This window comes from Erythrobacter sp., assembly GCF_036351135.1.
Lineage (GTDB): Bacteria > Pseudomonadota > Alphaproteobacteria > Sphingomonadales > Sphingomonadaceae > Erythrobacter.
The window spans coordinates 102,354-116,858 of sequence record NZ_JAZBON010000023.1 but is presented as its reverse complement, the minus strand read 5'-3'; the positions used below and the strand labels follow the sequence as shown (position 1 = coordinate 116,858).

The 14,505-nt window shown below is 66.9% G+C and carries 12 protein-coding genes; 2 read left to right on the top strand and 10 right to left on the bottom strand.

Going from position 1 to position 14,505, the window contains the following annotated elements; all coding sequences use genetic code 11:
• Positions 1-87 precede the first annotated feature (87 nt).
• The 5 genes from bchZ to V2I30_RS06890 all read right to left on the bottom strand — a co-directional run bounded on the left by bchZ (position 88) and on the right by V2I30_RS06890 (position 6,357).
• Positions 88-1,587 carry a chlorophyllide a reductase subunit Z gene (bchZ, locus tag V2I30_RS06910; RefSeq protein WP_330661373.1) on the bottom strand — a complete coding sequence of 500 codons (1,500 nt, stop codon included), beginning with the start codon at positions 1,585-1,587 and terminating at the stop codon, positions 88-90.
• Positions 1,584-3,149, bottom strand: a complete 1,566-nt coding sequence (gene bchY / locus V2I30_RS06905; protein WP_330661371.1) for a chlorophyllide a reductase subunit Y — start codon at positions 3,147-3,149, stop codon at positions 1,584-1,586. The genes bchZ and bchY overlap by 4 nt, the downstream gene beginning before the upstream one ends.
• Positions 3,146-4,132, bottom strand: a complete 987-nt coding sequence (locus tag V2I30_RS06900) for a chlorophyllide a reductase iron protein subunit X (protein ID WP_330661370.1) — start codon at positions 4,130-4,132, stop codon at positions 3,146-3,148. Before V2I30_RS06900 ends, bchY begins: the two co-directional genes overlap by 4 nt.
• Positions 4,129-5,064: a chlorophyll synthesis pathway protein BchC gene (gene bchC, locus V2I30_RS06895; protein ID WP_330661369.1), complete on the bottom strand. Its 936-nt coding sequence runs from the start codon at positions 5,062-5,064 to the stop codon at positions 4,129-4,131. The genes V2I30_RS06900 and bchC overlap by 4 nt, the downstream gene beginning before the upstream one ends.
• Before the next feature lie 135 nt (positions 5,065-5,199).
• Positions 5,200-6,357: a methyltransferase gene (locus tag V2I30_RS06890; protein ID WP_330661368.1), complete on the bottom strand. Its 1,158-nt coding sequence runs from the start codon at positions 6,355-6,357 to the stop codon at positions 5,200-5,202.
• Between the two features lie 136 nt (positions 6,358-6,493).
• On the opposite strand from V2I30_RS06890, the gene crtD reads away from it, so the two are divergent.
• Positions 6,494-8,074 (top strand): 1-hydroxycarotenoid 3,4-desaturase CrtD, encoded by a 1,581-nt coding sequence (gene crtD, locus V2I30_RS06885; protein WP_330661367.1) that lies wholly within the window; start codon positions 6,494-6,496, stop codon positions 8,072-8,074.
• Positions 8,008-8,913, top strand: a complete 906-nt coding sequence (locus V2I30_RS06880) for a hydroxyneurosporene dehydrogenase (protein ID WP_330661392.1) — start codon at positions 8,008-8,010, stop codon at positions 8,911-8,913. The genes crtD and V2I30_RS06880 overlap by 67 nt, the downstream gene beginning before the upstream one ends.
• A gap of 86 nt (positions 8,914-8,999) precedes the next feature.
• Here the strand turns inward: V2I30_RS06880 and V2I30_RS06875 are convergent, their stop codons facing one another.
• The 5 genes from V2I30_RS06875 to V2I30_RS06855 all read right to left on the bottom strand — a co-directional run bounded on the left by V2I30_RS06875 (position 9,000) and on the right by V2I30_RS06855 (position 14,492).
• Positions 9,000-9,170: a hypothetical protein gene (locus V2I30_RS06875; protein ID WP_330661366.1), complete on the bottom strand. Its 171-nt coding sequence runs from the start codon at positions 9,168-9,170 to the stop codon at positions 9,000-9,002.
• A 10-nt stretch (positions 9,171-9,180) separates the two neighbouring features.
• Positions 9,181-10,074 carry an alpha/beta fold hydrolase BchO gene (gene bchO, locus V2I30_RS06870; RefSeq protein WP_330661365.1) on the bottom strand — a complete coding sequence of 298 codons (894 nt, stop codon included), beginning with the start codon at positions 10,072-10,074 and terminating at the stop codon, positions 9,181-9,183.
• A complete protein-coding gene (locus tag V2I30_RS06865) occupies positions 10,071-11,738 on the bottom strand; it encodes a magnesium chelatase subunit D (RefSeq protein ID WP_330661364.1) in 1,668 nt (555 codons plus the stop codon). The genes bchO and V2I30_RS06865 overlap by 4 nt, the downstream gene beginning before the upstream one ends.
• Complete coding sequence (locus V2I30_RS06860) at positions 11,735-12,736, bottom strand: ATP-binding protein (protein WP_330661363.1); 1,002 nt, start codon at positions 12,734-12,736, stop codon at positions 11,735-11,737. The genes V2I30_RS06865 and V2I30_RS06860 overlap by 4 nt, the downstream gene beginning before the upstream one ends.
• 76 nt (positions 12,737-12,812) lie before the next feature.
• On the bottom strand, positions 12,813-14,492 hold the full coding sequence (locus V2I30_RS06855) for an ABC transporter permease (RefSeq protein WP_330661362.1): 1,680 nt from the start codon (positions 14,490-14,492) through the stop codon (positions 12,813-12,815).
• Positions 14,493-14,505: the final 13 nt, after the last annotated feature.

Genomic DNA, 14,505 nt, shown 5'->3' with positions numbered 1-14,505 from the left:
GCGTGATCCCCCACGCAGAATGCGGATGCCCGATACGATCAGGCAAAATGCTTAGTCCCGGATGGGCGGCTGCGAAGGCGAGTGCGATCATACCGCCTCCCCTTCGAGCGATGCCGCCGCGAGACAGTTCTTGGTAACGCGCTGCGCGCCTTTCGCGCGGGCGCTGGCTTCGGCCGCGTCGCGCAGACGCTTTGCGGCGGAAATTCGGACGAGGACCGGATGTTTCTCGACCCGCTCGTCGAGCAATGCCTTGGCGTCCTCATCCCAGGCGAGGGCGCGTTGCGGCTCGGCGGTGGAGCGCTCTTGCAATTGGGCGCCCGTCGGCGAAGCTTGAGCCAGCCGCGCCGGTGTCGCTTCTCCCTTGTCCATATCGGTGCCCAGCGGCAGGATGTGGAAGAGCGCGTCGAACAGCGCGTTGCAGACCTCCTGGACGAGATAAGTCGCGCCCGAATAGCCCATAAACGGCGTGCCGGTATGCCGCCGGATCGCGGCGCCGGGAAAGCTCGCGGGGATGAACGTCCCGCGTGCCCCGGCTTCGGCCATGTACATCCGCTCGTTGTAGGAGCCGAACATGACCAGCGGCGCGCCGGCATGGATGGCTTCGCGCACGGCTGCATTGTCGGGTTTGACCCCGGCCTCGCGCGAGAAGGCGAAGGCGCAGGGGAGACCCATGTCCTGTTCGAGGAAATGACGGATGCCGCGCGCATAGGTGGCGTTGGCGACGATGCCGAAATTGGCGGTGGCGAAGAAATCCTGCGTGACCGAGCGCCACAGATCCCATAGCGGCTTGATCGTTGTGTGCTTCTCGCGCGTGATGAACGGTTCGGGATCGAGCCCGATCTCCTCGCCCAGAGCCCGGAGGAAACTGGTGGTTGAGGACAGGCCGACAGGCGCCTGGAAATAAGGCCGCTCGAGCGTTTCGCACAGGTTCCGGCCGAATTCGCGGTACATGCAGACATTGGCATCGGCCATGCCGAGCTTGCGAATGTCTGCAAGGTGGCAGCCGAGCGGGAAGACGACGCCGACCTCTGCGCCGATCCCTTCGATCAGGCGGCGGATCTCGGCGAGATCGCTCGGCATGTTGAACATGCCGTAAGAGGGGCCGATTATGTTGACGACCGGCTTCTCGCCTTCCTTGCGCTCCTTGACCTTCGGCATCTTCTTCGGCCCGAATTCGGTCCAAAGCCAGGTGAGCGCGCGGTCGGCGCTCTGCCATTGATCCTCGTCGATCGTGCGCGGCAGGAAACGCTTGATATTCGTGCCTTGGGGCGTGACGCCGCCGCCGATCATCTCGGCGATTGAGCCGGTGACGACCACTGCGGGAAGCTCCGGATCGAGCACGTCCCAGGCGCGCTTCATCGCGCCTTCGGTGCCGGTCTTGCCAAGCTCTTCTTCGCCCAGGCCCGTCACCACGATGGGCAGTTCATGTGGGGGCAGGGCGTCGGTGTAGTGGAGCACGCTGGTCACCGGCAGGTTCTCGCAGCCCACCGGACCATCGATGATGACCTGCAGGCCCTTCACCGCCGTAAAGACGTAGGTTGCGCCCCAATATCCGCCGGCGCGATCATGGTCCAAGACAAGCGTCATGTGCCCACCGCCTCGGCCGCCTTGCGCGCCGCTTCGTTCAATGCCGCATATTTCTTGCGGAATTTGGGCCGGTCGACAGGCGTCTCTTCCCATATGCCGGTGGCATGGCCTTCGCCCACGCCTTCGAAAAACTCGCGCATCGTATCGAAGCGCGCCTTGTTCTCCATCGCGCCATTCACGACCTGCGCGAGGCTGCCCGCACCGGCAGGACCCATCAGGGGGCGGGCGGAGATCAGGTTGGTGAAATAGAGCGCCGGAATCGCCTTCGCCTTTGCGTGCTGGACCACCGGAGTGGTGCCGATCGCGAGGTCGGGGCCGAATTCCTCGATCGCGGCGATGTCCTCTTCGAGGCTCGCGCGGTAATTGACGCGGACACCCATATCCTCGAGCCATTCGCGATCCCAGTCGGACCACATGGTTGAGGGGCAGGCCGTGCCGACATAAGGCACCTCGGCGCCGCTTTCGATCAGCAGGCGCGCGACGAGCAATTCGGAGCCTTCATAGCCCGACACGGTAATCCTGCCCTTGATCGGCATGCGCCCGAGTGCCGTCTTGATGGCCTGTGTTGAGGCGTCGACCGCCTTGTCGACCTTGGTGGGAGCGATGTCGAACGTGTCGCCAATCTGCCGGAGCCAATTGGCGGTGCCGTCGATCCCGACCGGCGCGGAGCCGACAATCGGGCGACCGGCTGCGTTGAACTCGCGGATCGCGGCAGTGTAGAACGGGTGGATCGCCGCCACCGCGCCGCAATCGAGCGCCGAATAGAGCTCGCGCCATTCGCGGGTGGGAACGACCGGGCCGGCGGTAAGGCCGAGCGGTTCGAGCAATTGGCCGATGCCGATGGGATCGGCGGGGAACATCTCGCCCAGCAAGGTGACGCTCGGCCGGTCGCTTGACGTGTCGGCGGCTTTCGCAGCGGGCGCGGCGACCGGGCCCTGTTCGGCTTCCTCGCGCGCATATTTAAGCATCGCGCCGGCGAGGACGTCCTTCGCCTCGGCATGAGTGGGAATGCCGAAGCCGGGGACGTCTATGCCGATAATGCGCACGCCGTTGATCTGATCGGGCAGCAAGCGCAGCGGCACGCCGCTGGCGGTGGGGACGCAGAGATTGGTCACCACGATCGCGTCGTAGTGTGCGGGGTCGGCGAGGTCTTCGACCGCCTCCTTGATATCCTCAAACAGCTTGCCGGTGACGAGCGTTTCGGAGGAGAAGGGGACGTAGCCCACCGTGCGCCGAGCGCCGTAGAAATGCGAGGTGAAGGTGAGCCCGTAGACGCAGCAGGCGCTGCCCGAAAGGACGGTCGCGGTGCGCTTCATGCGCAGGCCGACACGCAAGGATCCGAAGGCCGGGCACATCGATTGCGGCTGGTCGTGCGGGCCGGTGTCCGGTTCTACCGGATAGTCCTTCGCATATTGATCGAGGATCTCGGATTTGCCCGCCTTGCGAGCCGCTTCGCGCATGGTCTCGCCGCTCGAGCAGCCGCCTTCGCTCGCAGCGCCAGCGCCGCTCAGATCGAGCGTGTCGGGGGTGCGTTCCGCGTCAGAGGCCGATAGCTGGCTCATACTTCGTCGTAAATGACCTCCAGCGAGGGCTTCTCTTCGAAGCTGCCGCCGCGCATGTCGGCCTGCGTCGCGGGCACGAGTTTGACATTGCCGCCGGTATCTTCGGCGCTGAAAAGGTTCAGCAGACCGTCCTGATCGAGCGGGGTGGGCTGGCGCGGGGGCGCTTCGGCGACATTGACCGCGAGCTCTTCGAAAAGAGAGGCCCATTCGCCGCCGGGCTTGCCGATGATCTGGTAGTTGGCGCTCTTGCGGCGGATATCCTCGTGCGCCGGGATCGCGGTCAGCACGGGGATGTCGACCGCCTTTGCGAAAGCCTGGGCCTCGCCGGTGCCATCGTCCTTGTTCACGATCATGCCGGCCACACCGACATTGCCGCCCATCTTGCGGAAATATTCGACCGCGTGGCAGACGTTGTTGGCGACATAGAGCGACTGGAGATCGTTCGAGCCGACGACGATTACCTTCTGGCACATGTCGCGCGCGATCGGCAGGCCGAACCCGCCGCACACCACGTCACCGAGAAAATCGAGCAGGACGTAGTCGAAGCCCCATTCGTGGAAGCCCAATTTCTCGAGCAATTCAAAGCCGTGAATGATACCGCGACCGCCGCAGCCGCGACCGACCTCCGGGCCACCGAGTTCCATCGCGAACACGCCATCGCGCTGGAAGCACACGTCTTCGATGGTGACGTCTTCGCCGGCCAGCTTCTTCTTGGACGAAGTTTCGATGATGGTCGGGCAGCTCTTGCCACCGAAGAGAAGGCTCGTCGTATCCGACTTGGGGTCGCAGCCGATCAGCAGCACACGCTTGCCTTGTTGCGCCATCATGTAGCTGAGATTGGACAGCGCAAAGCTCTTGCCGGAGCCACCCTTCCCATAGATCGCGATAACCTGCGTTTCCTTGGTCACCTCGCCGGTATGGACTGGATCGGGTTCGATCGCGGCTTCGTCGCGCAGGGCAGTATCGGTGTCCAACATCGTCATGCCGCTTCGCTCCAGTCGAGAACCATTTTGAGACAGTCGGGATCGCTGAAAGCGCGCGGATAGGCGTCGCTGGCGCGCGATGCGGGACTGTGATCTGTAATGAGGCCGCCAAGATCGAGCGCACCTGCGTCAATCAGCGCGATCGTCTGCGCGATATCCTTTGGTTGCCATTCGGCGGCGATCCGCAACCGCGCTTCTTTCATGAAGGCGGGCGGGAAGGCGAAATTGATGCGCTCGGAATAGAAACCTGCCAGCGTGATCTCGCCGCCCTTGGCAAGGCGTGTGACGAGCGTGTCAAGAATACCTGCATCGCCGCTTGCATCGTAGATCGAGGCATAGTCGCTGCATTTGTCGGTCTCGGGCGCCACGACCGCGTAGCCGTCCGCGCCATTGCGGCGCGCCGCGCTGGTCTCCCACACCGTAGGCGGCGCTGCGCCCAATGCGACGGTAAGACGGGCGAGCAGGCGACCAAGGACGCCGTGACCGATGATGAGATCGGGCGCGGTGCCGCCATTGATGGCGTGCAATGCAGTCGCCGCGAGCGCGCAGAGCACGCCGTCGGCGCCGAGCCGTTCCGGAACGGCGAGCGCGCGGGCGGAGGGCAGGACAATCCGCTGCGCGCTGCCACCGAACAGGCCGCGTGCGCCGGTAAAGCAATTGGCGCCGGGTACGAACACCCATTCGCCGATGCGTCCCTGCGAAGCGGCCCCGGCATCGACGATCCGTCCGATCGATTCGTAGCCGGGGACCAAGGGATAACCCATTCCCGGAAAGTCGGGCATCCGCCCGGTAAAGAGCAGTTTCTCGGTGCCCGAGCTGATCCCGCTCCAGGCGATTTCCACAAGAACGTCGCCCGCGCCGACCGGATCGAGCTCGAGCGTCCCGAGCGCTACGCGCTCCGGTTTCTCGAGTATCACGGCCAGCGTTTCCATTATCGTTCTGCTTCCCCGTTCCCTGCTGCACACGGTCGATCCTCCGACTCGTGCAAGGCAAGAGAGCTATTCTCTCCCATGCGTTTGCTACGCCTTACACATCAAGGTGTCAATCAAAGCAGACACTATTCCTGCTCAAACTGTCGCGACGACCAGTCCGGCGTTGACGGGCTGGGCTGTTAGCACGCTGCGCACGCGGGCAAATCCGGCGAGCCGCACCATCTGTGCGATCTCGTCCGCGCTGCGTGGGCGGCCCGAACCCATGGCCCATAGATACATGCCGAAGAATGCCTCACCCATGCCCTCGGCGCCTTTTGCCCGCGCCATCGGCTCGGCGATGAGCAGGTGCGCGCCGGGAGCAAGCCCTGCTCGGATATTCTCGAGGAGGCGCATGGCGGGCTCATCGTCATGATCGTGCAGGATCCGCACGAGCGAGACGTGGTCGTAACCCGGCGGGATCGGATCGGCGAAGAAGTCGCCCGGATGCGCGCTCACCCGCGCGTCGCCGAAGCGTTCGGCGAGCTTCTCCGCACCTTCGCGCGCCACTTCGGGCAGGTCGAACAGGCCGAGATGGAGCGCCGGATGCGCCTCGCCCATGCGCGCCAGAAAGGCGCCATGCCCGCCGCCCATGTCGAGCAGCCGGGCACCCGCGGGAAAGCGGTAGGCGCCCAGAACCTCGTCGGCGACGAAATGCTGCGAGGCGGCCATAAGCTGCGAATATTCCCGCGTTGCCCGGCCCCGTTCCGCCGCGCCGTGCAGCGCCCCGGCATAGGACCAGAAGCGGGAAAGTTCGCTCGCCTCGCGCCGGTCCTTGCGCAGAAGTTCGAGCGGGTCGGCAAGGTCTGCATAAAGCAGTCGATGATGACGGATCATCGCCTGCGCACCCGCATCCGCGGCAAGCACCGCGCCGGTCTCGCCCAGCATCCAGCCGTCTTCGACCGGCTCCTCGGATAGCCCGATCGCGCGCCCCGCCCGCAGCAGGGTCAAAGCCGCATCTTGCGACAGATCGAGCGCGCTTGCGACATCGCGCGCCGCCACCGGACCTTCGCCCAGAACCGCAAACAGGCCGCTTTCGACATAGGCGCGCAGGATCTGCGAATAGGTAAAGCCGGCGACAAGGTCGAACGCCTGGCCAGCCCGCGCCCGCGCGATCCGGCGCAGCAGTGGGAGGCGCGCACACCAGTGTTGAAACCGCGGATCGGCAAACACCGCATTGCGCTGCGCCACCCAGCGCACACGCCAGGACGCGCGCTTACTGTCCGGGACCGCCCGCGACCCGCTCTGCCGCGTCATATTACGATAAATTTACAGATCATATGTCCAAATGATTGGACAGATGCTAAAGCGGCGTCAATCATATTCGCCGCGCATCGCTTGTGCGGGGCGGATCGAGGGCGGTGAACAATTCCGCCAGGCACGGGGAGGCTCGGTGACGGGACATATCGTCGTGATCGGCGCAGGAATCGGCGGGCTCGCATGCGCCGCCCGCCTTGCCGCGCGCGGTTACGACGTCAGCGTCTTCGAGAAAGAGCCGCATGTCGGCGGCAAGGCCCGCCGCGTTTCCGTCGGCGAGTGCGAAGTCGACGGCGGACCCACCGTCTTCACTATGCGCGACGTCTTCGACGGGCTGTTTCGCGAATGCGGTGCCCGGCTCGAGGATTTCGTCCATCTCAGCCGCGCCGAAGTCCTCGCGCGCCACGCCTGGGACGATGGCGCGCGGCTCGATCTGTTCGCCGATCCGGTGCGCAGCGAGGAGGCGATCGCGGACTTCGCCGGCGCCGATGCGGCAGCGGGCTATCGCCGGTTCCGGGGCGACACCCGGCGGATCCACGATATTCTCGACAAGCCGATGATGCGCGGCGCCAACGTGTCGAGCCCACTGCCGCTGCTGTGGCGGATCGGCTGGTGGCGCCTCGGCGATTTCGCGGCGATGCGCCCGCACCAGTCCATGTGGTCGGCGCTCGGCGACTACTTCCCCGATCCGCGTCTTCGCCAATTGTTCGCGCGCTATTCGACCTATTGCGGCTCCTCGCCCTTCGAGGCGCCCGCCACCTTGATGCTGATCGCGCATGTCGAACAGGCGGGGGTGTGGCTGATCGATGGCGGCATCCACGCGCTCGCCGATGCGATGCGCCGATTGGGAGAGGCGCGCGGGGTGCGCTTTCATACCGGCACGCCGGTCGCCGAAGTGCTTGCCGAAAGCGGGCGCAGGGTCAGCGGCGTGCGGCTGGCCGACGGATCGCAGGTCGCCGCCGACGCCGTCATCTGCAATGCCGATCCGGGCGCGATTGCCGGCGGGCAACTGGGCGATGAGGTGGCCCGGTCGGTACGGCCGCTGCCGCCGGCCAAGCGCTCGCTGTCGGCGATGGTCTGGTATGCCCACGCGGCCACCGACGGGCCGCCGTTGTCGCATCACAACGTCTTCTTTTCCGCCGATTACGCCCGTGAATTCGAGGAAATTGCCGCCGGGCGCACCCCGTCCTCACCGTCGGTCTATATGTGCGCGCAGGACCGCCCGGCCCGGCTCAAGCCCGCTGCCGGCGAAACGACGCTGGTCGGCGAGCGTGAGCGCATCCAGATCATCGTCAACGCGCCTGCCGACGGCGACACCAACACCTATTCATCCGAGGAGAAAGAGCGATGTACGGCCCAGATGAAAGCGACGCTTCGCAGGTGCGGGCTCGAACTGGAAGCGGACGCCCCGCTCGAAGTGGCGAGCCCGGTGCATTGGGAACGCCTGTTTCCCGGCACGGGCGGCGCGCTTTATGGCAGGGCTTCGCACGGCTCGGCGGCCTCCTTCCTGAGGCAAGGGCCGCGCACGCGGATGGCGGGACTCTATTGCGCCGGCGGCGCGACGCACCCCTCGGCCGGGGTCCCGATGGCCGCCTTGTCCGGGCTGCTGGCCGCGAAGGTGCTGGACGCGGACCTTGCTTCGACCGCAAAATCGAACCGGGCGGCTATGCCTGGTGGTATGTCGATGCGATCAGCGCGGACGGGCGCCACGCCCTGACCATCATCGCCTTTCTGGGCAGCGTCTTCTCGCCCTATTACAAGGCCAGCGGACGCGGCGATCCGCTCGATCATTGCTCGCTTAACATCGCGCTTTACGGGCCGCAGCATCGCTGGGTCATGCACGAGCGGCCGCGCAGCTGCATCGCGCGCGAGGCGCACCACCTGGAAATCGGGGCGAGCGCGCTGCGCTGGGACGGCAATGTGCTCGAGATCGACATCGAGGAGCGCGACACGCGGCTGTTCAACCCGGTACACCGCCGGGTCGCGGGCAAGGTGAGGGTTCATCCCGAGGCGCTCAATGCGGCAAGTTTCGCGCTCGACCCGGCGCAGAACCATATCTGGCAATGCATGGCGCCGCGCGCGCGGGTCGAAGTCGAAATGCGCGAGCCGGGCCTCAGCTGGAGCGGCTCGGGGTATTTCGATCACAATCGCGGCCGCGAGCCGCTCGAAAGCGGGTTCGACACCTGGCACTGGTCGCGCGCGCATCTGAGCGACGGCGCGGTGGTCTGCTACGAAGGTGAACGCGCCGACGGCTCGGTCTTCGCGAGCGCCATCCGATTCGACCGGGACGCCGCACCGCAGGATATCGAGCTTCCCGCGATCGCCCCGCTGCCGCGCAGCAAATGGAGCGTGGCGCGTCGCACCCGCTCGCAGATCGGCGTCGCGCGGGTGCGCCGGACCTGGGAGGACACGCCGTTCTACGCCCGCAGCGAGCTCGCCACCAAGCTGCTGGGCGAAGAGGTCGCCGCAGTGCAGGAGAGCCTCGACATGCGCCGCTTTGCCAGCGGCGCGGTGCAATTCATGCTGCCGTTCAGGATGCCGCGGAAGGCGACATAGAACACCAACCGCTCGCCCTGAGCTTGTCGAAGGGCCGCCCTTCCTTTTGACCGGCAGTTAAGGTGAAGGACGATCCTTCGACAAGCTCAGGATGAGCGGGTTTCTTCGTTGTTCTTTGCCTCCGCCTCCGCCGCCTCGCGCGCTTCCCTGTCGGCGCGCATTTCGCGCACTTCGCGGCGCATCTTCGCCCATTGCCAGAACGCCACGCCGATGGCGATGCCGTAGAAGAACACAAGTTCGAGAATGCCGAACCACATCGCCTCCCTCCTAATCGGCCCCCGCAAGATGCGGCTCGAGAAAGCGGTGCACCAGCCTGGCGACTTGCTCCGGCGCTTCTTCGTGGGCGAGATGGCCGAGGCCCTCCAACACCTCCAGCTGCGAGCCTTTCAGCCAGCCATGCGCTTCGCGCGCCCAATCGAGCGGGATCGCTGCATCCTTGTCCGAATGGATCAGCAGCACTGGGCTCGCGACCTCGCTCATACGGGTGCGCAAGGTCGGTAAATCCCAATTCGCCATCATCGCCAGCGCGCCCTTCGTGTGTCGCGGATTGCGCAGCAACGCGGCATAACAGGCGAGCCCTTCGCGATCGATGCGCGAATGGGTGGCGCGATAGAGAAAGCGTTCGGTTTCGCCGCCGAACCCCGCTGCAGCTGAGAACAGCCGCGGCACGAGCGGGTTGACGAAAAGCACCTTGGCGACCGCAGGAAACAGTTGCGCGGCGAGGCCGGGGAAGGGGCGCAGCGCGGAATTGAGCCCGACGACCGGTCCGCGAAAGCCATGGTCGAGCGACAATTGCAGCGCGAGCGCGGCTCCGGCGGAATGGCCGATCATGGCGTCCGGGGCAAAGTCGCAAGTGTCGAGGAGGCGTGCGGTGGTAGCCGCCATGCGCACGAGCGAGGTGTTTTCGGGCGGATGGCCCCCGGTAAAGGCGTGGCGCGGCAGGTCGCAGGCGAGGATCTCGTATTGCTCGGCGAGCAGCGGAGCGAGGCCGCGCCAGCTGTGAACCGAGGCGCCGGTTCCGTGAAGCAGAAGCAGACGCGGGGCGCCCGGCTCGCCGAAGCGCTGGACATGCCAGCGCGCGCCGCCCGACGCGACGAATTCCGAAGCCTCGCGATGCGGCCACAATCGGCCTTCGCTATCCCAATCGAGAGCGGCGCTCATGCCGGCTGGCCCTGCGCGATCGCGGCGTGGAGCGCTCTCGCATCGCCGCGCGGCAAGGCGAGATAGCGGCCCTGCATGGCGTCTGCCAGCGCGCGTCCTTCGGCGCCGGGCCGGGCGGAGATATCGACCACCAGCGCGTCAAGTCCCTCGCGCGCGATCGCCTTGGCCCGCGCGTCCGCGTCCTCGCCCGCCTGCTTGCGGCCCGGCTCTCCGGCACCGTCCACATTGGCGCGCCCATCGGTCAACACGACGATCGCCGGGCTGCGACCACGCCCGCGGGCGGCGAGCGCCAGGTCGGTTGCCGCCGCGAGGCCGAGCGCCAGCGGCGTGCCCCCGCCGCCGGGCAGTTCGGCGAGCGCGCGCCGCGCCCGGGTGAGCGAGCGGGTCGGCGGCAGCAGCAATTCCGCATCCGTGCCGCGAAAGGCGATCAGTGCGACCTCGCTGCGGGTGACATAGGCTTGCGCCAGCATTAGCTCGACCGCACCCTTGGCCTCGGCCAGCCGGGCCGCCGCCGCCGATCCCGAGGCGTCGACCGCGAAGATGGTGAGCCGCGCCGCCTTTTCCTCGAAGCGGCGAATGCGCAAATCCTCTTTCCGCATCAGGATCGGTGCGTCGCCCGCGGCATTCTCCTCTCGCCTGCGCACCGCCTGCCACGGCACCGCGGCGCGCAAGGTGTCGATAAGCGCTAATCGCGCGCCGCCGCGCGGTATTCCCGGCCGTGCTCCCAGCGGCTTGCCGCGTAGGCCCGCCTTACGCTTCCGCCCTGTACCCGATGCGCCGCGCCTGGGCGCCCTGCCTTGCGCAAGCTCGGCGAGGAGGTCGGCGGGGATCGACGCAGCGGCGGCTTCGACCAGCATGTCATCCAGCTGCTCGGGCGTTGGCTTTTTGCTGTCCTCGGGCCCGTCGCTGTTGTCCGGCGGGGGAGGGGGCGGTTCCTGTTCCTCTTCAGGAGCAGGCTCGGATGGCGGCAATTGCGTCGCGCGCGGGGCGAGCACCAACCGCGCTGCCGCTTCGAGATCGGCTTTTGCGATGTCTGTGCGTCCATGCAGCGCTGCGTGACGTCGTGCCGCCTCGACGGCATGAAGGAGCGGGCGGACGGAATGCACGCCCAGCGCCGCAGCCGTCGCCGCGAGCGCGGCTAACTGATCGTCGGACAGGCGGCTGGGCTTCCCGCCCTTGCCCGGCGAAAGTGCCACATCTTTCCATCGGCGCGAATGGGTGAGGTCGCAATGAAAGGCGCAGCGCTCGGCCAGTGCGACGGGCGGTCCGTCGTCCAGCTCGATGCCGTCATCGAGCAGCACCAGCGCGACCCGTCTGTCGTCGAGCGCCTGCGCCAATCTTCCCGCAACCGCTTCGTCCATCCTCTCCGCCATGGGTACGATCAGCACACTGCCCGCCGCCTCCGCCAGCAGTCCAGCGGTTTCAACCGGCTTTCCTGCAGCAAGGCTTGCGGCAATGTCGATCCCGCCCAGCAGACGCTCGTCATCCACATGTCCGGGCAGTCGGCGGCAGGGCATTGCCTCCCCGATCGCCGCGACCTGCGCATCGCGCGCCGGACTCGCCCCACGCAGGATCATGCCGCCGAAAAGGAGCGGGGATTGGATGAAGAGCCGGGCGGCGAGCAGCGCGTCGTCGAGAGGATCGGCGGGCGGCTCGGCGCTCACCCGAACAGCTCTTCGATCGCGCGATTGATGCGCACCGTCGATCCCGTTTCGTCGAGCACGTCGCGGCGCAGCCTGTGCCTGAGCGCGCTGGGGGCGACCGCGATCATGTGCTCGCGCTTGACCGTGCGCGCGCCCTCCAAAGCCGCCAATGCGCGCGCGGCTCGCATCAGGGTGAGCTCGCCGCGCAGCCCGTCCGCGCCCACGACGAGGCATAGCTGCGCCGCATCTTTCAGTACGTCTTCGCTCGCCTCGAGCTTTTCCAAACGCTTGGCACCGCTAGCGATTTGCTTGAGGATTTTCGCGTCTTCCGGCGCCCATTTCTCGGCGAACTCTTCGGGGCTGCGCTCATTCTGGGCCACACGGCGCATGATTTCGACCCGTGTGTCCAGCTCGACCGGGGTGCGCACCTCTACCGACAGTCCGAAGCGGTCGAGCAGCTGCGGGCGCAACTCCCCCTCTTCGGGATTGCCGCTGCCGATCAGGACAAAGCGCGCCGGGTGCCGCACAGACAGGCCCTCACGCTCGACCACGTTCTCACCCGAGGCCGCTACGTCCAGCAGCAGGTCGACTAGGTGGTCTTCGAGGAGGTTGATCTCGTCGATATAGAGAAAGCCGCGATGCGCCTTGGCAAGGAGGCCCGGCTCAAATCCCTTCTCGCCCGATCGCAGTGCGCGTTCTAGGTCGAGTGACCCGATCACGCGGTCCTCGGTCGCGCCGAGCGGGAGGTCGACGAAGGGCACGGGGCGTTTTCGCAACGGCCCTCCGCCGCAGACGTCGGGATAGCGTTCCGCATCCTCCTTCGATCCGCCATAGGCGCAGTTCTGGTGAGCTGTGATCGGGGGGAGCAGGCCGGCCAGCGCGCGCGCGGCGGTGCTCTTTCCGGTGCCGCGATCGCCGAACACCATGACCCCGCCGATGGCGGGATCGACCGCCGCGATCAGCAGCGCCTGTTTCATCTCGTCCTGCGCGACGATGGCGGAAAAAGGGAACCGGGCCATGGGCGCCGCTTTTGAACGCTATCGCCCGGTTCGACAAGCGCGCGTCACGTCGCTGCCCCGGATTGTTCGAGCGAATTCATCGGCTACGCGTGCGGGTGAGCAGCAGCACCGGGATCAGCCCCGCCGCGAGCAGGATCAGCGCCGGGATCGAGGCCTCGGCCAGTCGTTCGTCGCTGGCGAGGCGATAGGTCCGAGTCGCCAGCGTTTCGAGGTTGAAGGGCCGCAGGATCAGCGTTGCGGGCAGTTCGCGCACGGTGTCGATGAAGACGAGGGCGGCGGCGGCGGCGAGGCTGGGCGACAGCAGAGGTGCGTAGATCCGCGCCAGCACGCGCGAGGGGCCGGCGCCCAGTGAACGCGCGGCCGCGGCCAGCGAGGGGGGGATTGCGCTGATCCCGCTGTCGACACTGTTATAGGCGACGGTCAGGAAGCGCACCGAGAGCGCGTAGACGAGGACGATGCTGGTGCCGGTGAGGACCAGTCCGCCGCCATAGCCGAACATGTCGCGAAGGCTCCGCGTGAGCGCTGCATCGACAGCGCCGAGCGGCGCCAGCAACCCGACCGCGAGCAAGGCGCCGGGCAGGGCATAGCCGAGCGTCGCTGTGCGAATGCCGGCGCGGGCGATCGCGCTGGTCGAGCGCGAGCGGACGAAAGCCAGAATTGTCGCCGCGATCAGGCTAACCAGCGCGGTTGCAAGACCCAGCCACAAGCTGCCGCGCGCATAGTCGCCGAGCGCACCGCTCGCCGCCACCGCTGCATCGCCGAACGCGAGCGTCGCAAGGTGCAGCGCCGGTATGCCGAAACCCAGCACCACCGGCAGCGCGCAGGCGAAACTCGCGCCGATCCGGCCCGCCGGCGAAAGAGTGATAAGTGGTTCTTGCGCGCGGCTGGCGTCCTTTGCCGTGGTTCGCCCGGTTCGCGTGCGCGCCTCGAGCCAGACCAGCGCGGCGACGAAGAGCAGCATGAAGGCGGCGAGCTTGAGCGCGGCCTGCTTGTCTCCCATCGCCAGCCAGCTGCGAAAGATGCCGGTCGAAAAGGTGGGAATTGCGAAATATTCCGCCACGCCGAAATCGGCGAGCACCTCCATCAGGACCAGAGCCAGCCCCCCGGCGATGGCGGGACGCGCGGCGGGAAGCGCGATGCGCCAGAAAGCCCGCGCGGGGCCAGCGCCAAGGCTGCGCGCGGCGCGAAATTGCGTTTGGCTCTGCGCGGCGAAACCGGCGCGCGCCAGGAGGTAGACGTAAGGGTAGAGCGCGATGCCTAGGACGAAGGCGCCGCCGCCCAGCGATCGGATCTGCGGGAAGTAATAATCCCCGGCGTCAAGCCCCATAGCCCCGCGCAGGCCGCTCTGCACCGGTCCTGCAAAATCTAGCAGATCGCCATAGACATAGGCGGAAATATAGGCCGGCACCGCAAGCGGCAGGACCAGCGCCCAGGCGAGCAAGCCTCGCCCAGGAAAGCGCGCGGCGCTCACCAGCCACGCGCAGCCCGTGCCGACGAGGCCGGCAATCGCGCCCGCCAGCAGCATCAGCAGCGCGGTGTTGACGATGTAGGTGCCAAGCACGGTGCGCGCGAGATGGGCGAGCGCGTCGAGACCCCCGGAAGGGGCGGAGACCAGGATCGCGAGGATCGGCAGCGCCGCGAGCAGCCCGAGTGCGAGCGCCGCGGCACTCCAGCCGTCGAATGCCGCGCCGTCCGCGGCGGTTAAGCGCGGTCTTGCCGGAAGCGCCAGCCTCTGCCTAAGGCGCATTACGAACATGCGCTGCGCTTTC

Coding starts and splice junctions, on each gene's coding strand:
- bchZ (WP_330661373.1), bottom strand. CDS start 1,587: ATGACGCTTGTCTTGGACCATGATCGCGCCGGCGGATATTGGGGCGCA.
- bchY (WP_330661371.1), bottom strand. CDS start 3,149: ATGAGCCAGCTATCGGCCTCTGACGCGGAACGCACCCCCGACACGCTC.
- V2I30_RS06900 (WP_330661370.1), bottom strand. CDS start 4,132: ATGACGATGTTGGACACCGATACTGCCCTGCGCGACGAAGCCGCGATC.
- bchC (WP_330661369.1), bottom strand. CDS start 5,064: ATGGAAACGCTGGCCGTGATACTCGAGAAACCGGAGCGCGTAGCGCTC.
- V2I30_RS06890 (WP_330661368.1), bottom strand. CDS start 6,357: ATGACGCGGCAGAGCGGGTCGCGGGCGGTCCCGGACAGTAAGCGCGCG.
- V2I30_RS06875 (WP_330661366.1), bottom strand. CDS start 9,170: ATGTGGTTCGGCATTCTCGAACTTGTGTTCTTCTACGGCATCGCCATC.
- bchO (WP_330661365.1), bottom strand. CDS start 10,074: ATGAGCGCCGCTCTCGATTGGGATAGCGAAGGCCGATTGTGGCCGCAT.
- V2I30_RS06860 (WP_330661363.1), bottom strand. CDS start 12,736: ATGGCCCGGTTCCCTTTTTCCGCCATCGTCGCGCAGGACGAGATGAAA.
- V2I30_RS06855 (WP_330661362.1), bottom strand. CDS start 14,492: ATGTTCGTAATGCGCCTTAGGCAGAGGCTGGCGCTTCCGGCAAGACCG.